A 19,346-nucleotide genomic window follows, 5' to 3' on the forward strand; every position below is an offset into this window, starting at 1 on the left:
GCCGCGCTGAATCCGGCAGTCCCGTATACGTTTTCCCCGGCGGTTCATCGCCGGGTGGTCGTTTCGCGCAAGCGTGCAAGGGAGTGCCGGACCAGGCCCCCCCTCGCAATTGGATCGACCGATGATTCCGTTGAAATCACTTGGACGCAGCCTGCGTCCGGGCATGCTGCTTGTCCTGTCCGCGCTGCTGGCGGGCTGCGACGCGGCCATCCTCAACCCCAAAGGCCAGATCGGCCAGGACGAGAAGACCCTGCTGATCACCGCCACGGTGCTGATGCTGCTGGTCGTCGTCCCCGTGATCGTGATGACCCTGGCGTTCGCGTGGAAGTACCGCGCCTCCAACACCAAGGCCCGCTACGAGCCCAAGTGGTCGCATTCCACCGCCATCGAAGTGGTGGTGTGGTCGATCCCGTGCATGATCGTGCTGGTGCTGGCGGTGCTGACCTGGCGTTCCTCGCACGCGCTGGACCCGTACCGGCCGATCGAATCCGAGCACGCCCCGGTGGTGGTCGAGGCGATCTCGATGGACTGGAAGTGGCTGTTCGTCTACCCGGAAGAGAAGGTGGCCGTGGTCAACGAGCTGACCTTTCCGGTCGATGCGCCGCTGAACCTGAAGATCACCTCCGACACGGTGATGAGCGCGTTCTTCATCCCGAGCCTGGGCAGCATGGTCTATTCGATGGCGGGCATGCAGACCAAGCTGCACCTGATCGCCAACGAGGCCGGCGCGTTCGAGGGCATGGCCTCGCACTACAGTGGCTCGGGCTTCAACAAGATGCATTTCACCGCGCACGCGGTGAGCGACGAGCAGTACCGCGCCTGGCTGGACAAGGTCCGCGCCAGCGACAGGCTGCTGGACAAGGCCGCGTTCACCGAACTGGGCGCCGAGAAGAACCACGACTGGTATCCGGTGACCTATTACGGCCGCACCGAAGCCGGCCTGTTCGACTGGATCCTGGCCCGCCACATGGGCGAGAACCACCACTTCGGCATGAAGAAGCACGACCACGCGGCCGTGCCGCAGGACGCCGCCGCGCACGCGGGCCATGAGGGCCATGAGGGCCACGACGCGGGCGACAGCCGGCCGCACGCCGCCGATGACGCCGGACACAACGCTGACGAGCACGCCGCCCACGCCGGGCACGGCGCCTCGGGAGAATGACAATGCTGGGCAAACTGACTATCGAAGCGGTCCCGTACCACGAGCCGATCATCATGATCACGCTCGGCGCGGCCGGGCTGATCGGCCTGCTGGTGCTGGGCCTGATCACCCGCGCCAGGCTGTGGGGCTACCTGTGGAACGAGTGGTTCACCTCGGTGGACCACAAGAAGATCGGCGCGATGTACCTGATCGTCGCCTTCATCATGATGCTGCGCGGCTTCGCCGACGCGGTCATGATGCGCCTGCAGCAGGCCGTCGCCGCCGGTGGCGCCGAGGGCTACCTGCCACCGCATCACTACGACCAGATCTTCACCGCCCACGGCGTGATCATGATCTTCTTCGTGGCGATGCCGCTGATCACCGGCCTGATGAACCTGGTCGTGCCGCTGCAGATCGGCGCGCGCGACGTCGCCTTCCCGTTCCTGAACTCGCTCAGCTTCTGGCTGTTCGTGGCCGGTGCGGGCCTGGTGATGATCTCGCTGGGCGTGGGTGAATTCGCGCAGACCGGCTGGCTGGCGTTCCCGCCCCTGTCGGGCAAGGAATACAGTCCCGGCGTCGGCGTGGATTACTACATCTGGGGCCTGCAGGTCTCCGGCCTGGGTACCACCCTGAGCGGCATCAACTTCTTCATCACCATCCTCAAGATGCGCACCCCGGGCATGAAGCTGATGCACATGCCGGTGTTCAGCTGGACCGCGCTGGTGACCAACGTGCTGATCATCGCCGCGTTCCCGGTGCTGACCGTCACCCTGGTGCTGCTGACCCTGGACCGCTACCTGGGCATGCACTTCTTCACCAATGACGGCGGCGGCAACGCCATGCTGTACATCAACCTGATCTGGATCTGGGGCCACCCGGAGGTCTACATCCTGGTGCTGCCGGCGTTCGGCGTATTCTCCGAGGTCATCGCCACCTTCTCGCGCAAGACCCTGTTCGGCTACAAGGGCATGGTGTACGCCACCGCCTGCATCGGCGTGCTGTCGTTCATCGTGTGGCTGCACCACTTCTTCACCATGGGTTCGGGCGCCAACGTCAATGCCTTCTTCGGCATCACGACGATGATCATCTCGATCCCGACCGGCGTGAAGATCTTCAACTGGCTGTTCACGATGTACCGCGGCCGCGTGCACTTCACCTCGCCGGTGCTGTGGACCATCGGCTTCATGGTCACCTTCGTCATCGGCGGCATGACCGGCGTGATGCTGGCGATCCCGGCCATCGACTTCGTGCTGCACAACTCGCTGTTCCTGATCGCCCACTTCCACAACGTGATCATCGGCGGCGTGGTGTTCGGCATGTTCGCCGGCATCACCTACTGGTTCCCGAAGATGTTCGGCTTCAAGCTGGACGAGACCTGGGGCAAGCGCGCGTTCTGGTGCTGGTTCATCGGCTTCTACGTGGCCTTCATGCCGCTGTACGTGCTGGGCTTCATGGGCGTCACCCGCCGCCTGCAGAGCTATCCGAACGCCGACTACCAGCCGTACTTCGTGGTCGCCGCGATCGGTGCGTTCATCATCGGCGCCGGCATCCTGTGCCAGGTGATCCAGATCATCGTGTCCATCCGCGACCGCAAGAAGAACGTGGACCTGACCGGCGACCCGTGGGATGCGCGCACGCTGGAGTGGGAAACCGCTTCGCCGGTGCAGTTCTACAACTTCGCCGTGCTGCCCAAGGGCGAGGAACTGGACGATTTCTGGGAGCGCAAGCAGCGTGGCGAAGCCTGGCCGAAGCCGGCCCGCTACAGCGACATCCACATGCCGCGCAACACCGGTACCGGCGTGGTGATCGGCGCCTTCAGCCTGGTGTTCGGCTTCGCGATGATCTGGCACATCTGGTGGCTGGCCATCGTCGGCCTGGTCGGCATGATCGGCACCTTCATCTACCGCACGTTCGACAATGACGTGGATTACTGGGTGCCGGCCGCCGAAGTGGAACGCATCGAAAACGAACATCGCCGCCACCTGGAAGCGCAGGGGCTGGTGAAGACCGAGGTGAAGGCATGAGCACGACCGCCCACACGCTGAACCATGGCCACGCCGCGCACGCGGCGGACCATGGCCACGACCACGAGCACCACCACGACACCGGCGAGAAGACCATCTTCGGTTTCTGGGTGTACCTGATGAGCGACCTGCTCATCTTCGCCTCGCTGTTCGTCACCTACGTGGTGCTGGCCGGCGGTACCAACGGCGGCCCGGGCGCCAAGGAGCTGTTCGACCTCAAGTTCGTGGCCGGCGAGACCGCGCTGCTGCTGATCTCGTCGCTGACCTTCGGCCTGGGCATGATCGCCATGCACCAGAAGAAGGTCGGCCTGATGTTCACCTGGCTGGTCATCACCTGGCTGCTGGGCGCCGGCTTCATGGCCATGGAGATCTGGGAGTTCAACCACCTGGTGCACCAGGGCTACGGCCCGGACCACAGCGCCTTCCTGTCGGCGTTCTTCGCCCTGGTCGGTACCCACGGCCTGCACGTCAGCGCCGGCCTGCTGTGGCTGCTGGTGATGTTCATCCAGCTCAAGCGCAACGGCCTGACCCAGACCAACAAGACCCGCATGGCGTGCCTGAGCCTGTTCTGGCACTTCCTGGACCTGGTCTGGATCGGCGTGTTCTCTGTCGTCTACCTGTCGGGAGCCCTCTGATGTCCGCACATGACAACCACGCCCACGGTGCCGGCGGCGAGAGCCACGGCAGCGTCAAGTCCTACCTGATCGGCTTCGTGCTGGCGGCCATCCTGACCATCATCCCGTTCTGGGTGGTGATGAGCGGCGGCCTGTCCTCGACCTTCGCCACGGCGATGGTGATCCTGGTCTCCGGCCTGCTGCAGCTGCTGGTCCACCTGGTGTTCTTCCTGCACCTGGACCGCTCCTCGGCCGCGCGCTGGAACGTCAATGCCGGCCTGTTCACCGTGGTGGTGATCGGTATCATCGTCGCCGGCACGCTGTGGGTCATGTGGAACATGAACTACCACATGATGCACTGACGTCCCACGACGCCGCGATCGAAAGCAGGGCCGCCCTCCGGGGCGGCCTTTTCGTTGCGCGTGCGTCGCGGGCGCCGGGCCGGCGCGTGTCCGGGCGGCACCGGCCGGGTGCGTGACTGGGCTCAGCCGGCCCGGTGCAGGAAGGTCTCCGCATCCATCGGCCGGCCGAGGTGGTAGCCCTGCAGCAGGTCGCAGCCGAGCTGGTCCAGGAACGCGCGCTGGGCCTCGCTCTCCACGCCTTCGGCCACGACCTGCAACTGCAGCGAGCGGCCGAGCGCGACGATCGCCGAAACGATGGCCGCATCCTCAGGGTTGTGTTCCAGGTCGCGCACGAACGCACGGTCGATCTTCAGTTCCGAGGCCGGCATGCGCTTGAGGTACAGCAGGCTGGAATAACCGGTTCCGAAGTCGTCGATGGCGATCTTCACCCCCATCGCGGTCAGCGTGTTGAGCCGTTGCAGGCTGTCCTCGACATCCTTCATCGCCGTGGTCTCGGTGACCTCCAGGGTCAGGTGGCCGGGGGCCAGCGCATGCCGCCGGAGCGTCTCGCGCACCGTCTCCACCAGTGCCGGCGAGGCGAACTGCAGCGGCGACAGGTTCACCGCCATCGACCAGCCGGGATGGCCGGCGTCATGCCAGGCGCGCAGCTGGGCGCAGGCGCGGTCCAGCACCCAGTCGCCGATGGCCAGGATCAGGCCGCTGCGCTCGGCGATGGGGATGAACGTATCCGGGCCCAGCAGGCCGAGTTCCGGGTGCTGCCAGCGCAGCAGCGCCTCGGCGCCGATCACCGGCTGGCCGCTGGCCGGGAACTTGGGCTGGTAGTGCAGCAGCAGCTCGTCGCGCGCGATCGCCCGGCGCAGGTCCTGCAGCAGGCGCAGGCGGCGGCTGGCGCTGGCCTGCATCGCCGGGGTGAAGAACGTGTAGCCGTCGCGGCCCGACTGCTTGGTGTGGTGCATCGCCGTGTCGGCGTGCGCCATCAGTTCGCGCTCGCTGGTGGCATCGTCCGGGTACAGCGCGATGCCCAGGCTGGCGCTGAGCTGCAGTTCGGCGCCGTCGATCAGCAGCGGCTCGGCCACCGCCGCGGTGATGCGCTCGGCGACCACCACCGCATCGTCGGTCGATTCCACCCCGAGTACCGCGACGAACTCGTCGCCGCCGAGGCGGGCGAGGGTGTCCTGCGGCTGCAGCAGTCCGCGCACCCGCTCGGCCACGCGCGCCAGCAGGCGGTCGCCGAACTGGTGGCCGTAGGCGTCGTTGACCAGCTTGAAGCCATCCAGGTCGCAGAACAGCACCGCGACCGAGGTGCCGTGGCGTTGCGCGTTCTCCATCGCCTGTTCGATCCGGTCCTGCAGCAGCATGCGGTTGGGCAGGCGGGTAAGCGGGTCGTGCAGCGCCGCTTCCACCAGTTCCTGGTTGGCGCGCGCCAGCGAGTCGGCCAGGCGGCCGGTGCGGTGGTGCAGGCGCCGGTCGAACAGCGAGGCGACCAGGGTGATGCCGATGATGGCCACGGTGGCCACGATCACCAGCACCGCCAGCCAACGGGTTTCCAGCCCGCCATCGACCGCGGCCGCGCAGATGCTGCCGGGCGCGAAGGTCGCGGCGGCCATGCCGGTGTAGTGCATGCCGACGATCGCCAGGCCCATCACCAGCGAGGCGGCCACGCGCAGCGGCCACGTATGGCGGCTCTCGCGGCGCAGCCGCAGCGCGATCCACAGCGCCGCGCCGGACGCGCCGATGGCGACCAGGATCGAGGCGGCGAACCACAGCGGGTCGTAGTCGATGCCCGGCTGCATGCGCATCGCCGCCATGCCCAGGTAGTGCATGGCGGCGATGCCGCTGCCCATCAGCACCGCGCCGGCCGCCAGCCGCGGCAACGGCAGGTGCGGCCGCGACGCCAGCCACATGGCATGGGCCGATGCGCCGATCGAAGCGGCCATCGAGTACAGGGTGATGGCCAGGTCGTAGCCGACCGGGATCGGCAGGTGGAAGGCCAGCATGGCGATGAAGTGCATCGACCAGATGCCCAGGCCCATCGCCAGGGCGCCGCCGGCCATCCAGCCATACAGGCTGCGCCCGCGTGCCGTGGCCAGGCGTCCGGCCATGTCCAGGGCGGTGTACGAGGCGAGGATGGCGACCAGCAGGGAAAAGACGACCAGGGTCGGGTTGTAGGTGCCAACCATGCGGGGAGCGTCCGGCGGTTCGTCGAAGCAAGAGTGCACCAGACAGCGGCGCGTGGGTGTGCTTCTTTAGTCGGGAGGGTCGCATCGGCTGCGACGGCTGGCGGGTATCCTGTGCCGGCCCCCAGCGAAGGAACCCCGATGGCGAAGAACCGCACCGCCTATGTCTGCAGCGAATGCGGCGCCGAGTACAGCAAATGGCAGGGCCAGTGCGGCGAATGCGGCGCCTGGAACGTCCTGGCCGAGGTGGTGCTGGAAAGCGCGGCCGCGGTGAAGGCGCCGGCCGCGCGCCGCGGCGGCTGGGCCGGCAAGCTCGAGCCGCCGAAGATCACCGCGCTCAAGGACGTGCAGCAGAGCGAGCATGCGCGGGTGTCCACCGGCATCGGCGAGTTCGACCGGGTGCTGGGCGGCGGCCTGGTCGAAGGCGCGGTGGTGCTGGTCGGCGGCGACCCCGGCATCGGCAAATCGACCCTGCTGCTGCAGGCGCTGGCGAGGATGGCCGGCAGCCTGCCGGTGCTGTACGTGACCGGCGAGGAATCCCTGGCGCAGGTGGCCGGGCGCGCGGTGCGCCTGGACCTGCCGCTGGACGGGCTGGACGCGCTGGCCGAGACCGGCGTCGAACTGATCCTGCAGCACGCCGCCGCGGCGCGCCCCAGGCTGATCGTCGCCGACTCGGTGCAGACGCTGTGGACCGAGACGCTGACCGCCGCGCCGGGCTCGGTCAGCCAGGTGCGCGAGAGCGCGGCACGGCTGGTGCGCTTTGCCAAGGAGACCGGCACCGCGGTGTTCCTGGTCGGCCACGTCACCAAGGAGGGCGGCATCGCCGGCCCGCGCGTGCTCGAGCACATGGTCGACGCGGTGCTGTACTTCGAGGGCGAGAGCGGCAGCCGCTTCCGGGTGCTGCGCGCGTTCAAGAACCGCTTCGGCGCGGTCAACGAACTGGGCGTGTTCGCGATGGGCGAGAAAGGGCTGAAGGAAGTGCCCAACCCCTCGGCCATCTTCCTGTCCGGCGGCAGCACGCGCCAGCCCGGCAGCTGCGTGATGGTCACCCGCGAGGGCACCCGGCCGCTGCTGGTGGAGGTGCAGGCGCTGGTCGATTCCTCGCCGCTGTCCAACCCGCGCCGGGTCGCGGTGGGACTGGAGCAGAACCGCCTGGCGATGCTGCTGGCGGTGCTGCACCGCCATGGCGGGGTGATGGTCGGCGACCAGGACGTGTTCATCAACGTGGTCGGCGGCATCCGCGTGCAGGAGACCGCGGTCGACCTGCCGGTGCTGCTGGCGGTGCTGTCGTCGCTGCGCGACCAGCCGTTGGCGGAGAAGACCATCGCCTTCGGCGAGGTCGGGCTGTCCGGCGAGATCCGCCCGGTACCCAATGGCGAGGAGCGCCTGCGCGAAGCGGCCACCCATGGTTTCAAGCGCGCCATCGTACCCCGCGCCAACGCGCCCAAGGCCGGTTCGGTCAAGGGCATGGAGGTGATCGCGGTCGAGCGGCTGGCCGAAGCGATCGAGGCGGCCTGAGTGGCGCGCGCAGGATCGGCGATGCGCCGCCGGGGGAGCGCATCGATGCGCATGGCCCGGGCCGTGGTCGGGATCGGGGTGCTGGGGCTGCTGTCGGCGCCGGCGGCGCTGGCCGCACCCGCTTGCGCGGCGCCGCTGGCGGTGGCACGGGCATTGTTCGAGGCCGGGACGTCCGCGCGCTTCCTCGACACGCCCGATGCCCTGCTGGCCCCGGGGTTCGCGCGGGTGATCGCGGCCGAGCGTGATTGCCAGCAGCGCGAGCAGGGCATCTGCCGGCTTGACCATGACCCCTGGCTGGACGGCCAGGATGGCGAGGTGGATGCCGAACCCGGCTACCGGTGGCGGGCGCAGTCGCCGGCAGCCGGCACGGTGGAAGTGCGCTTCCCGGTATGGGGCGAGCCGCACCTGACGCGGTTGGCGATGCGCCGCCAGGCCGATGGCTGCTGGCGGCTGGAGGACCTGGTCACCCACCGCGGGCAATCCATGCGCGCGCTGCTGGCGCGGCCGTTTCCCTGAGGCCGCCGGGGCGGCATCGGCGCCAGGGTCAGCGTGGGTGCCCGAACACCAGTTCGATCACGAACTGGCTGCCGAAGAAGGCCAGCAACAGCAGCACCATCGCGCTCAGCGTCCAGTGCACGGCCTTCACCCCGCGCCAGCCATGCCGGCGGCGGCCGATCATCAGCGTGCCGAACACCAGCCAGGACAGCACGCTGAGCACGGTCTTGTGCACCAGCTTCTGCGCCAGCAGGTCGTCCACGAACAGCACCCCGGTGACCAGGGTCAGGGTCAGCAGGCAGAAGCCGACGGTGATGGTGCGGAACAGCAGCGCCTCCAGGTCGGTCAGCGGCGGCAGTGCGCGCAGCCACGGGCGGAAGTCGCGCCGGCGCAGCGCCCGTTCCTGCAGCCACAGCATGATCGCCAGCAGTGCGGCGATGCTCAGCGTCGCGTAGGCCAGCAGCGCCAGCCAGGCATGGGTGGCCAGCCGCCAGCCCAGCGCCCTGCTCGGTTCGTGGCCGTAGCCGTGGTAGGCCAGCAGCAGCAGCGCGGCCATCGGGAACACCAGCACGCCCAGCGCCGCCATGCGCCCGCGCGCGCCGACCACGGTGGTGAGCGCGGCCATGCCCAGTGCCACCAGCGACAGCGCGGCGAAGAAATGCATGTCCGGCCCGCCACTGGTGCGCATCGCCACCAGCAGGTGGTAGCTGCCGTGCAGCACCACCGCCGCGGCCGCCGGCCACAGCCAGGTGCGCGACCCGGCGGCACGTTCGGCCGCCAGGCCATGGACGAGCAGTCCGGTGGACAGCAGGTACAGCGCGGTCGCGATGAGAACGATTGTCATCGGCACAGTTTCGCATACGCGCCCGCCGCTGGCGATGCGCGCCGCGACGGGGCGGCGGCAGGCGCCGGTGGCCGCTATAATTTGGCCTCTTTGCCAACGTTCCCGCAGGTTGCACCGCATGTTCGAGTCCCTGACCCAGCGCCTTTCCGGCACCATCGAGCGCCTGCGCGGCCGTGGCCGCCTGACCGAGGAGAACATCCGCGAGGCGACCCGCGAGGTGCGCATCGCGCTGCTGGAGGCCGATGTCGCGCTGCCGGTGGTGCAGGCGCTGATCGAGAAGATCAAGGTGCGCGCGGTCGGCCAGGAGGTGCTCAAGTCGCTGACCCCGGGCCAGGCGCTGATCAAGGTCGTGCGCGACGAGCTCACCGCGGTGATGGGCTCGCAGGCCGCCGACCTGAACCTCAACGTGCCGGCGCCGGCGATCATCCTGATGGCGGGCCTGCAGGGCGCGGGCAAGACCACCACGGTCGGCAAGCTCGCCAGGCACCTGAAGGAAAAGCGCAAGAAGAAGGTGATGGTGGTGTCGGCGGACGTGTACCGCCCGGCCGCGATCGAGCAGCTGAAGACGCTGGCCGAGCAGGTCGGCGTGCTGTTCTTCCCGTCGTCGGCCGAGCAGAAGCCGGTGGACATCGTGCGCGCCGCCATCGACGACGCCCGCAGGTCCTTCGTCGACGTGCTGCTGGTCGATACCGCCGGCCGCCTGGCCATCGACGAAGCGATGATGGCCGAGATCAAGGCCCTGCACGCGGCGGTGAACCCGGCCGAAACCCTGTTCGTGGTCGATTCGATGACCGGCCAGGACGCGGCCAACACCGCCAAGGCGTTCGGCGAAGCGCTGCCGTTGACCGGCGTGGTGCTGACCAAGACCGACGGCGACGCCCGCGGCGGCGCCGCGCTGAGCGTGCGCTACATCACCGGCAAGCCGATCAAGTTCACCGGTACCGGCGAGAAGGTCGACGGCCTGGACGTGTTCCATCCCGAGCGCGTGGCCAGCCGCATCCTGGACATGGGCGACGTGTTGACGCTGGTCGAGCAGGTCGAGCAGCAGGTCGACAAGGACAAGGCGCAGAAGCTGGCCGAGAAGGTCGCCAAGGGCAAGAAATTCGACCTCAACGACATGCGCGACCAGCTCGAGCAGATGCAGAACATGGGCGGCATCGGCGGCTTGATGGACAAGCTGCCGGGCCTGGGGCAGATCCCCGAGCACCTCAAGCAGCAGGTGCAGCAGAGCAGGGAAGTGCCGCGCATGATCGCCATCATCAATTCGATGACCAAGAAGGAACGCCGCAACCCGGGCCTGCTCAACGGCTCGCGCCGGGCGCGGATCGCACGCGGCTCCGGCACCCAGCCGGCCGACGTCAACAAGCTGATGAAGCAGTACATGCAGATGGAAAAGATGATGGGCAAGCTGTCCGGCGGCGGCATGAAGGGCATGCTGCGCAACATGAAGGGCATGTTCGGCGCGATGGGCGGCAAGGGCGGCCTGCCGTTCCGCTGAGCCCGGCAGCGCGCGCCGCCATTGGCGCAGGCGCAAAGGCTCGGCGATGATGGCGGCTCCCGATTGGAGTGCGGCATGACCCCGGACATCCGCCAACGCGTGGACCGCTTCTGCCAGCGCTTCGGGGTCGGGCTGCCGGTCCTGCTGGCACCGATGGCCGGCGCCTGCCCGGTGGCCCTGTCCGCGGCCGTCGCCAGCGCCGGCGGCATGGGCGCGATGGGCGCGGTGCTGTCCACGCCGGCGCAGATCGGGCAATGGATGGACGACTTCCGCCGGCAGTCGCACGGACCGGCCCAGGTCAATGTCTGGGTGCCGGATCCGCCGCCGGTCCGCGACGCAGCGGCCGAAGCGGCGACCCGCGCGTTCCTGCAACGCTGGGGGCCGGCGGTGCCGGCCAGTGCCGGCGATGCCGCACCGGCCGATTTCGATGCGCAGTTCGACGCCCTGGTCGCGGCACGGCCGGCGGTGGCCTCGACCATCATGGGCGTGTTCTCCGCGGCGCAGGTCTCGCGCCTGAAGGCCGCCGGCATCGCCTGGTTCGCCTGTGCCACCACGCTGGACGAGGCCTTGCAGGCGCAGGCGGCCGGGGCCGACGCGGTGGTCGCGCAGGGCATGGAGGCCGGTGGTCATCGCGGTGCGTTCGTGGACGCGCGCGCCGAGGCGCAGGCGAGTGGCCTGTTCGCACTGCTGCCGCGCCTGGCCGATCGCCTCGAGGTGCCGGTGGTCGCGGCCGGTGGCATCGGCGATGGCCGTGGCGTGGCCGCCGCGCTGCTGCTCGGTGCCAGCGCGGTGCAGGTGGGCACGGCGTTCCTGGCCACCGACGAATCCACCATCGCCGAGGCCTGGAAGCAGGCGCTGCCCGCGGTGGAACCGGAACATACCCGCGCCACCCGGGTTTTCAGCGGCCGCCTCGGCCGTGCGCTCGACACCGCCTATGTATGCGCCGCGGAAGCGGCCGATGCGCCACGCCCGCAGCCGTACCCGGTGCAGCGCGGCCTCACTGCCGGCATGCGCCGGCAGGCGCAGGCCGACGACCGGCTGGAGGCGATGCAGGCCTGGGCCGGGCAGTCGGCGTGGATGGCGCGGCGCGGCCCCGCCGCCGGCGTGGTGCGGGCGATGTGGCAGCAGGCGCAGGCGCTGCTGTGAACGCGGTGTCCTGCAACGGCGAACCGGTCGATGCCGGGCTGCTCGACGCGGCGCTGGTCAATTACGGGCACTTCACCTCGCTGCAGGTGCGCGCGGGCGCGGTCCAGGGCTGGGCGCTGCACCTGCGGCGGCTGCAGCAGGGCACGCGCGAACTGTTCGATGCCGAACTGGACGAAGCGCGCCTGCTCGACTGGCTGCGGCAGGCGCTCGTGGCGCGGGGCATGCAGGATGCCTCGCTGCGCATCACCGTGTTCTCGCGCGCCTTCGACTTCCGCCAGCCGCTGCGGGCGGTGCCGGTGGACGTACTGGTAAGCGTGGCCGCGCCGGCGACGGTGCCCGGCCAGGCCCGGGCGGTGCTGCCGGTGCGCTACCAGCGCGAGCTGCCGCAGCTCAAGCATGCCGGCACCCTGCCGCTGTTCCAGCAGCGGCGCCTGGCGATGCGCCGGGGCTTCGACGACGCCCTGTTCGTCGATGCGGCCGGGCGGATCAGCGAGGGCAGTACCTGGAACATCGCCCTGCTCGCCGGCACGGAGGTGGTATGGCCGCGTGCCGAAGCGCTGCGCGGCACCGCCGAACAACTGCTCATCGCCGGCCTGGAGCAACTCGGGCAGGCGCAGGCGTGGCGGGAGGTGCCGCTGGACGCCTTGGACGGCTTCCGCGCGGCGGTGGCCTGCAACGCCACCGGGCTGTGGCCGTTGGCGCGGATCGGCGACTGCCGGTTCGCGGATTCGGAGGCGCTGCTGCGGCAACTGCGGCACGCCCTGGCGCAGACGCCCTGGCGGCCGCTGTGAACCGGCCTGTTCAGGCAGGGCCGGGGGCGGGCTTGGAATGGGCCGGGGGCGCGGCTATAATCGCCGGCTTACCGCGCCATCCCGGCGACTGGGCTACAAAGGAAAAACCACCATGGTCAAGATTCGACTGACCCGCGGCGGCGCCAAGAAGCGTCCGTTCTACCACATCATCGTCACCGACGTGCGCAGCGCCCGCGACGGCCGCAACATCGAGCGCGTCGGCTACTACAACCCGGTCGCCCAGGGCGCCGAGCAGCGCGTGGTGCTGGACATCGCCGCGGTCGACAAGTGGGTCGCCAACGGCGCCCAGCTGACCGACAAGGTTCGCAACCTGTACAAGGAAGCGACCAAGGCCCAGGCCGCAGCGGCCTGATCCTGGCGGGCCGCGCGCAAGCGCGGCCCGACTGCTTTATGAAGAAAGATTCCGAGCGCCGGATCCTGCTGGGCAGGGTGACCGGCGCTTTTGGTGTGCGCGGCGAGCTCAAGCTCGAGTCCTGGACCGAGCCGCGGCTGGCCATTTTCAATTATCAGCCCTGGATCCTGCGCAGCCCCTCGGGGCAGGAGTCGCAGATCACCGGCGTGCGCGGCCGCGAGGCCGGCAAGACGCTGGTGGCGACCTTCCCCGGGGTGGACGACCGCAACATGGTCGAGGCCATGCGCGGTACCGAGATCCATATCCCGCGCAGCGCGCTGCCGCCGCCCAGGCCGGACGAGTACTACTGGGTCGACCTGGAGGGCCTGGACGTGCAGACCGTGGACGGCGTCAAGCTGGGCCGCGCCTCGCACCTGTTCAACACCGGCGCCAACGACGTGCTGGTGGTGCGCGGCGACCGCGAGCGCATGGTGCCGTTCGTGATGGACGATTTCGTCAAGTCGGTCGACTTCGACGCCAACCTGATCGTGGTCGACTGGGATCCGGAGTTCTGACCCCGGTGCGCATCGACGTCATCACCCTGTTTCCCGAGTTCATCGCGCAGTCCGCCGCGCTGGGCGTGGTCGGCCGCGCGCAGGAGCGCGGCCTGCTCGACCTGCATGGCTGGAATCCGCGCGACCATGCCGAGGGCAACTACCGCCGCGTGGACGACCGCCCGTTCGGCGGCGGCCCGGGCATGGTGATGCTGATCGAACCGCTGCGCGCGGCGCTGGCCGCCGCGCGCGCTGCCGACCCGACTCCGGCGCCGGTGATCTACCTGAGCCCGCAGGGGCAGCCGCTGACCCAGGCCAAGGTGCGCGAACTGGCGGCACTGCCGCGGATGATCCTGCTGTGCGGCCGCTACGAAGGCGTGGACGAGCGCTTCCTGGCCGCCGAGGTGGACCAGGAGATATCCCTCGGCGACTACGTGCTGTCCGGCGGCGAACTGGGCGCGGCGGTGATCGTCGATGCGGTGACCCGGTTGCAGGAGGGTGCGCTGAACGACGCCGAATCGGCGGTTCAGGACAGTTTCGAGGGCGACGGCCTGCTCGATTGCCCGCACTACAGCCAGCCGGCCAGTCATGCGCTGGGCGACGTGCCGGAGGTGCTGCGTTCGGGCAACCATGCCGCGATCGCCCGCTGGCGCCGGCAGCAGTCGCTGCTGCGCACGGCGCTGCGCCGTCCCGACCTGCTGGACGAAGCCCGCCTGGGCAAGGCCGACCGCAGGCTGCTGGACGAGGCCCGGCAGGCCCTGGCCGCCGGAGGGGATGCCCCTACTGGCGCCGGGGACGGCGCATAGGCTAGAATTGCGGATTCCCGTGGCCCCAGGGCCATGCGGACCGCCAGAACAACAATCGTGCAGCGCAATCCGGCGACTGCATCAGCCCAAGTTGTCGACACGACACGTCCACCCGAATACATCGGTGCAATCATGAGCAAGCTGAACAAATCCATCGTCGCGGACTTCGAATCCGCCCAGATCACCCGCGAACTGCCGAAGTTCAGCCAGGGCGACACCGTTGTCGTAAACGTCAAGGTCAAGGAAGGCAACCGCGAGCGCGTGCAGGCCTACGAAGGCGTCGTGATCGGCACCAAGAACGCCGGCCTGAACTCCTCGTTCACCGTGCGCAAGATCTCGCACGGCTACGGCGTCGAGCGCGTGTTCCAGACCCACAGCGCGCTGATCGACTCGGTCGAAGTCAAGCGCCGCGGCAAGGTCCGCGCCGGCAAGCTGTACTACCTGCGTGGCCTGGAAGGCAAGGCTGCCCGCATCAAGGAAGACCTGGCCGCCGCTGCGCAGGCCAAGGCTGCCCGCCAGGCCGCCAAGTCCGCCGAGTAATCCCGCCGCGGGCTTCGCGCCCGTCGCCGCGCAACGGCCGCCTTCGGGCGGCCGTTTGCGTTTGCGTGCCCGTGAAGTGCCGCCGTGAGCGGACTGGCCCGCGGCCGCCACTGCCTGCAGCCGGACGGTATCCGGCCGTCGCGGATGGGAGCCGGCACCGGGCCGGGCGCTGGAGGAGGGGGGCGGGGAAGTCCGCCGGGCGATGCCCGGGGGGGCGCGGGGCCCGGTTACGCTGCCGGTTCGGCGACGACCACGTCGATGCCGCGGCGCTGCAGGCCTTCGCGCGTGGCCTCGTCGATGCCCGCGTCGGTGATCACCACGTGGATCTGGTCCAGGTAGGCGATGCGGTGCAGGCTGACGCGGCCGAACTTGGAGGCGTCGGTCAGCACCACGATGCGCCGCGCGCGTTCGACCATGCGGTGGTTCAGGCGCGCCTCGGCCTCGTCGTGGGTGGTCAGGCCGAACTGCAGGTCCAGGCCATCGACCCCCAGGAACAGGGTGTCGAAGCTGTAGGGATTGAGGCTGGCCTCGGCCTGGCTGCCCTGCAGCGACAGCGACTGCTTGCGCAACTGGCCGCCGGTGAGCAGGACGTTGACGCCGGCGGCGTTGGCCAGCTCCCAGGCGATGTTCAGGCCGTTGGTCATCACCGTCACGTCGCGGTGCCCGCGCAGGTGGCGGGCCAGGGTCATGGTGGTCGAGCCGGAGTCGATGATGATGTTGTCGCCGGGCTGCACCAGCTGCGCCGCACGCGCGCCGATGGACTCCTTGAGCGGCAGGTTCAGCGCATCCTTTTCGTGGATGTCCTGCTCCTGCGGCGGCGTGCGCACCAGGGTGGCGCCGCCGTGGGTGCGCGTGGCCAGGCCCTGCTCCTCGAAATGGCCCAGGTCGGTGCGGATGGTCACCGCCGACACGCCGTAGCGGCCGACCAGATCGGCGACCTGCACCGAGCCCTGCTCGAGCAGCTGCTGCAGGATCTGCTGGCGGCGGGAACGGGTGTTGCGCATGGCCATTTCGTACTTTCTCCGGGAAAGGTCGAGCTTAGCCGTTCGCAAGGTTTGGCGGGGCGGAACTTGCGTTGTGCCGGCGCGGGCCGGCGGTATTGGCCGCGCAGGCGCGCGCATATTCGTCCAGGCACAGGCCGATGCGGTGCCGCACCAGGGCGCCGGGGGTATTGGCCAGCGTGCCTTCGCGTACCGCGCGGAACTGTTCGGGCAGGTACTGGCTGAGCAGCGCCAGCGGCGGCGCGTGCCGTTCCAGGTTGGCGAACAGCGTGCGCACCGCATCCAGCAGCGCCGGTTCGCCCCAGTAGTAGCGGCAGCGGTCGCTGAAGGCGAATGCGCGCAGCCGCCGCAGCGTGTCCGCGTCGCCGTGGTAGTGCGCCTGCCAATGCCGGGGTTGTGCGGTCATCACCTCGTCCAATACCTGCGGCAGGCGCGAGCATTGCGCGGCCGGCAGCAGCTCGGCTTCGATCGCGGCCAGCGCGAACAACGCCTCGCGGTAGGCGAAAGTCGCGGCGGGGCCGACCTTGAGGATGGCGAAGTGGTCGCGCACCAGTGCGTGCAGGCCGCTCTCGCGCTGGTAGTCGGTGGAGTGCGCCTCGAACACGATGCGCGGCTGCCGTTCCAGGAAATCGGCCAGCTCGGCGGCGGCCGCGGCATCGTAGTCGTGCACGCTGCTGTGGTCGAAATCCACGCCCGGCTGCACCACCATCGCGATCACCCGCTGCCAGGCGTCGCGCAGCGCCGGGGTGTCGAAGGCCTGGCGGTGGATCTCCAGGGTCTGTGCCGCCGCGGCCGGCGTGGTCACCGCCAGCCCGGCTGCCAGCGACGCTTCGCCGCCTGGAACCGGTACTTCGGTACCGATCACGTAGACCGGCGGCGGCAGGCCGTGGCTGGCGGCGGTGCGTTCGGCGATGGCCGCCAGTTCGGCCGAGCGCGCGGCGACGATGGCGTCGGGCAACGGCACCGGGTCGTCGGCGCAGGACATGCTGCAGTCCAGGTGGATCTTGTGGAAACCGGCGGCGACATAGGCCTCGATCAGCACCCGTGCGTGCGCCATCGCTTCGGCCGCGGGCTGCTTCTGCCACGCATTGGGCCCGAGATGGTCGCCGCCCAGGATCAGCCGCCCGCGCGGGAAGCCTTCTTCGTCGGCCAGCGCCTGCACGTAATCGCGGTACTGCGGCGGGGTCATGCCGGTGTAGCCGCCGAACTGGTCGACCTGGTTGGAGGTGGCTTCGATCAGCAGCACCGTGCCGCGACGGGCCGCCACCTGCAGCGCCGCGCGCAGCACCTGTTCATGGCTGCAGCAGACGCTGTACAGGCCGACGTTGTGGCCGGCGCGGTGGTCGGCGAGCAGGGACTGCAGCGGGGACATGGGCGTACTCACGGGGTCAGGAAAAAGTGGGCTGGCAGGCGAGCAGGGCGGCACCGCGTGCGCCGCCGGCATCGCCGAAGCGGGGTGGCACGATCGGCGGCACCTGCACGCCGGCGAACAGGTGCGCGGCGATCGCCGACGGCAGCTGCTGGTACAGCGGCGCGTACTGCGACAGGCCGCCGCCGAGCACGATCACGTGCGGGTCCAGCGCCAGCACCAGCGCGGCCAGGCTGTGGCCGAGCAGGTCGCGGTGGATGTCCAGTGCCTGCCGCGCGCGGGCATCGCCGGCCTCGGCCAGGGCGATCACGTCGCTGGCGTTGCCGGCGCTGCCGCCCAGATGGCGTTCGATCATCGCCACGCCGCTGCCGGAGACATAGCGCTCCACGCAGCCGCGCAGCCCGCAGCCGCACTCGAGCAGCGGCAGCCCGTGGCGCTGCAGCAGGTCGGCCGGCACGCTCCAGTGGCCCCATTCGCCGGCCAGGCCGTTGAAGCCGCCGATCAGCCGGCCCTGCACGCAGTAGCCGCCGCCGGCACCGGTGCCGAGGATCGCGCCGAACATGCTGGGGTAGCCGTCGGCGGCACCGCCATGGGCCTCGGACAGGGCGAAGCACTGCAGGTCGTTGCCGAAGCGCAGGGGCCGCTGCAGGCGTGCCTGCAGGTCCCGGGCCACGCACTGGCCGGTGAGCGCCGGCACGTTGGCGCTGAGCTGGCGGCCGCTGCGCCGGTCGCGCACGCCGGGCAGGGCGATGCCGATGGCATGCGCGCCCGCGCCCAGTGCCGCATCGGCATCGGCGACCAGGCGTTCGACCGCCTGCAGGAAGCCCGGGTAGTCGCCCTGCGGGGTGGCGATGCGCTTGCGCCAGACCACCTGCAACGCCGCATCGCAGGCCACCAGCTCGGTCTTGGTGCCACCGATGTCGATGCCGTAGCAGGTGTCGGCGGTGGACTCAGCCATGGTGGATGGTGACGCCCTTGACCACGCGGTTGACGGTACCGTCGGGGAACGGATTGTCTGGCGTCAACCCCAGAGCGGCCGAGCGCCGCAGCGCATAGAGCTGCGCGAACGGCAGCCACGCCGGCGCCAGCCAGGCATCGGCCAGCGGCGGCACCTGCAGGGTGAAATCGTCGCCGGCGCCGATATCCGAATGCGGGCCGACCGACAGCACTTTGCCGGCCACGCCGTCGCCCCGCAGTTCTTCCAGCAGGTCCTGTTCGTAGCGGCGCGCCAGCGGTTGCACGCTGCGCAGCATCACCACCAGGGTGCGCGGGTCGAGGGTGGATTTGGGGCCATGGCGGAAGCCCAGCGGGGTGTTGGCCATCGCCAGCACGCGGCCGGCGGTCAGTTCCAGCACCTTCAGCGCGGCTTCGCGGGCCAGCGCTTCCAGCGGGCCGCTGGCCAGGTAGATGACCCGCTCGAACGGCTGCGCCGCGAGCGCGGCCACCGGCGCGTCCCAGCGTTGCAGTCCTTGTCGCGCCAGCGCGGCGAGGTCGTGGATGCGCTGGCCGCGCGCGCTCCACGGCGCGCGTTCGAACACCGCCAGCGCCGCCAGCAGCATGCAGCTCAGGCTGCTGGTCATGGCGAAGGCGCGGTCGCAGCTGGCCGGCGGCATCAGCAGCGTGCAGGTATCGGCGCGGCCGGCGCCACGGCGCGCCAGTTCGCCATCGGCGTTGCAGGTGATGTCGAGGAAGCGGGCGTCGTCCACGTCGGCGCGCACGCGCTCGACCGCGGCCACGCTTTCCGGGCTGGAGCCGCTGCGGCCGAAGGACACCAGCAGGGTCGGGCGCTCGCGCTGCAGATACAGCGACGGGTGGGTCAGCAGGCTGGTGGTATGCACCGCGCGCACGTCCGCCGGCCACTGCGCATTGAGGTGGTCGGCGACCATCTCGGCGATGAAGCCGGAACTGCCGGCACCGGTGAACAGCACGCGTTGCGCCGGATCGGACAGGCGCTGGCCAAGGAAGGCCTGCAGGCGCGGCTGGTCGCGTTCCAGGGCGGCGGCCAGGGCGTCCCACAAGGCCGGTTGCTGGGCGATTTCGGCAGCGGTATCGGCTCCGCCCAGGCGCTGCCAGGCAGATGGGTCGGTAAGCAGGGTGGCGTCCATTCTTGGTTC

19 protein-coding genes are annotated in these 19,346 nt (G+C 69.8%); 13 read left to right on the plus strand and 6 right to left on the minus strand.

Annotated features, from left to right (window positions below; all coding sequences use genetic code 11):
* Nucleotides 1–121 precede the first annotated feature (121 nt).
* From cyoA to cyoD, 4 genes are read left to right on the plus strand one after another with little or no spacing between them, the layout of a single operon-like run.
* Nucleotides 122–1,162 carry a ubiquinol oxidase subunit II gene (gene cyoA, locus F0P95_RS09175; RefSeq protein WP_182333836.1) on the plus strand — a complete coding sequence of 347 codons (1,041 nt, stop codon included), beginning with the start codon at nucleotides 122–124 and terminating at the stop codon, nucleotides 1,160–1,162.
* A 2-nt stretch (nucleotides 1,163–1,164) separates the two neighbouring features.
* Nucleotides 1,165–3,165: a cytochrome o ubiquinol oxidase subunit I gene (gene cyoB, locus F0P95_RS09180; protein ID WP_182333838.1), complete on the plus strand. Its 2,001-nt coding sequence runs from the start codon at nucleotides 1,165–1,167 to the stop codon at nucleotides 3,163–3,165.
* Nucleotides 3,162–3,800, plus strand: a complete 639-nt coding sequence (gene cyoC, locus F0P95_RS09185) for a cytochrome o ubiquinol oxidase subunit III (protein ID WP_054664219.1) — start codon at nucleotides 3,162–3,164, stop codon at nucleotides 3,798–3,800. The genes cyoB and cyoC overlap by 4 nt, the downstream gene beginning before the upstream one ends.
* Entirely contained in the window at nucleotides 3,800–4,141 is a 342-nt protein-coding gene (cyoD, locus tag F0P95_RS09190; RefSeq protein WP_054664221.1) for a cytochrome o ubiquinol oxidase subunit IV, read from the plus strand. The genes cyoC and cyoD overlap by 1 nt, the downstream gene beginning before the upstream one ends.
* Before the next feature lie 122 nt (nucleotides 4,142–4,263).
* Here cyoD and F0P95_RS09195 read toward each other — a convergent pair whose 3' ends face one another.
* A complete protein-coding gene (locus F0P95_RS09195) occupies nucleotides 4,264–6,321 on the minus strand; it encodes a putative bifunctional diguanylate cyclase/phosphodiesterase (RefSeq protein ID WP_182333847.1) in 2,058 nt (685 codons plus the stop codon).
* Between the two features lie 138 nt (nucleotides 6,322–6,459).
* Between F0P95_RS09195 and radA the strand changes: the two genes are divergently transcribed.
* Both radA and F0P95_RS09205 read left to right on the plus strand, forming a co-directional pair.
* Nucleotides 6,460–7,836, plus strand: a complete 1,377-nt coding sequence (gene radA / locus F0P95_RS09200) for a DNA repair protein RadA (protein WP_182333849.1) — start codon at nucleotides 6,460–6,462, stop codon at nucleotides 7,834–7,836.
* 45 nt (nucleotides 7,837–7,881) lie between these two features.
* Entirely contained in the window at nucleotides 7,882–8,352 is a 471-nt protein-coding gene (locus tag F0P95_RS09205) for a hypothetical protein (protein WP_226050101.1), read from the plus strand.
* 28 nt (nucleotides 8,353–8,380) lie between these two features.
* Here the strand turns inward: F0P95_RS09205 and F0P95_RS09210 are convergent, their stop codons facing one another.
* On the minus strand, nucleotides 8,381–9,175 hold the full coding sequence (locus F0P95_RS09210; protein WP_182333857.1) for a cytochrome C assembly family protein: 795 nt from the start codon (nucleotides 9,173–9,175) through the stop codon (nucleotides 8,381–8,383).
* A gap of 118 nt (nucleotides 9,176–9,293) precedes the next feature.
* Here F0P95_RS09210 and ffh point away from each other — a divergent pair, with 118 nt between their 5' ends.
* The 7 genes from ffh to rplS all read left to right on the plus strand — a co-directional run bounded on the left by ffh (nucleotide 9,294) and on the right by rplS (nucleotide 14,862).
* Nucleotides 9,294–10,673 (plus strand): signal recognition particle protein, encoded by a 1,380-nt coding sequence (gene ffh / locus F0P95_RS09215; protein ID WP_182333860.1) that lies wholly within the window; start codon nucleotides 9,294–9,296, stop codon nucleotides 10,671–10,673.
* Nucleotides 10,674–10,748: 75 nt separating this feature from the next.
* Nucleotides 10,749–11,819 carry an NAD(P)H-dependent flavin oxidoreductase gene (locus F0P95_RS09220; protein ID WP_182333862.1) on the plus strand — a complete coding sequence of 357 codons (1,071 nt, stop codon included), beginning with the start codon at nucleotides 10,749–10,751 and terminating at the stop codon, nucleotides 11,817–11,819.
* Nucleotides 11,816–12,610, plus strand: coding sequence for an aminotransferase class IV (locus F0P95_RS09225; RefSeq protein WP_232528663.1), 795 nt, complete (start codon nucleotides 11,816–11,818; stop codon nucleotides 12,608–12,610). Before F0P95_RS09220 ends, F0P95_RS09225 begins: the two co-directional genes overlap by 4 nt.
* 112 nt (nucleotides 12,611–12,722) lie before the next feature.
* Nucleotides 12,723–12,983: a 30S ribosomal protein S16 gene (rpsP, locus tag F0P95_RS09230; protein WP_054664242.1), complete on the plus strand. Its 261-nt coding sequence runs from the start codon at nucleotides 12,723–12,725 to the stop codon at nucleotides 12,981–12,983.
* Between the two features lie 38 nt (nucleotides 12,984–13,021).
* Nucleotides 13,022–13,537 carry a ribosome maturation factor RimM gene (rimM, locus tag F0P95_RS09235; protein WP_056931004.1) on the plus strand — a complete coding sequence of 172 codons (516 nt, stop codon included), beginning with the start codon at nucleotides 13,022–13,024 and terminating at the stop codon, nucleotides 13,535–13,537.
* A gap of 5 nt (nucleotides 13,538–13,542) precedes the next feature.
* A complete protein-coding gene (trmD, locus tag F0P95_RS09240) occupies nucleotides 13,543–14,322 on the plus strand; it encodes a tRNA (guanosine(37)-N1)-methyltransferase TrmD (protein ID WP_182333863.1) in 780 nt (259 codons plus the stop codon).
* A gap of 132 nt (nucleotides 14,323–14,454) precedes the next feature.
* Nucleotides 14,455–14,862: a 50S ribosomal protein L19 gene (gene rplS / locus F0P95_RS09245; protein WP_054664251.1), complete on the plus strand. Its 408-nt coding sequence runs from the start codon at nucleotides 14,455–14,457 to the stop codon at nucleotides 14,860–14,862.
* A gap of 227 nt (nucleotides 14,863–15,089) precedes the next feature.
* Here rplS and F0P95_RS09250 read toward each other — a convergent pair whose 3' ends face one another.
* From F0P95_RS09250 to F0P95_RS09265, 4 genes are read right to left on the minus strand one after another with little or no spacing between them, the layout of a single operon-like run.
* The gene (locus tag F0P95_RS09250; protein ID WP_182333864.1) at nucleotides 15,090–15,866 is read right to left on the minus strand and encodes a DeoR family transcriptional regulator; all 777 of its coding nucleotides are present in this window, start codon (nucleotides 15,864–15,866) and stop codon (nucleotides 15,090–15,092) included.
* A 34-nt stretch (nucleotides 15,867–15,900) separates the two neighbouring features.
* A complete protein-coding gene (locus F0P95_RS09255; RefSeq protein WP_182333865.1) occupies nucleotides 15,901–17,235 on the minus strand; it encodes a D-tagatose-bisphosphate aldolase, class II, non-catalytic subunit in 1,335 nt (444 codons plus the stop codon).
* 16 nt (nucleotides 17,236–17,251) lie between these two features.
* Nucleotides 17,252–18,190, minus strand: a complete 939-nt coding sequence (locus F0P95_RS09260; protein WP_182333866.1) for an ROK family protein — start codon at nucleotides 18,188–18,190, stop codon at nucleotides 17,252–17,254.
* Nucleotides 18,183–19,337: an SIS domain-containing protein gene (locus F0P95_RS09265; RefSeq protein WP_182333867.1), complete on the minus strand. Its 1,155-nt coding sequence runs from the start codon at nucleotides 19,335–19,337 to the stop codon at nucleotides 18,183–18,185. The genes F0P95_RS09260 and F0P95_RS09265 overlap by 8 nt, the downstream gene beginning before the upstream one ends.
* Between the last annotated feature and the right edge of the window lie 9 nt (nucleotides 19,338–19,346).

This window comes from Stenotrophomonas acidaminiphila (genome assembly GCF_014109845.1).
GTDB lineage: Bacteria > Pseudomonadota > Gammaproteobacteria > Xanthomonadales > Xanthomonadaceae > Stenotrophomonas > Stenotrophomonas acidaminiphila.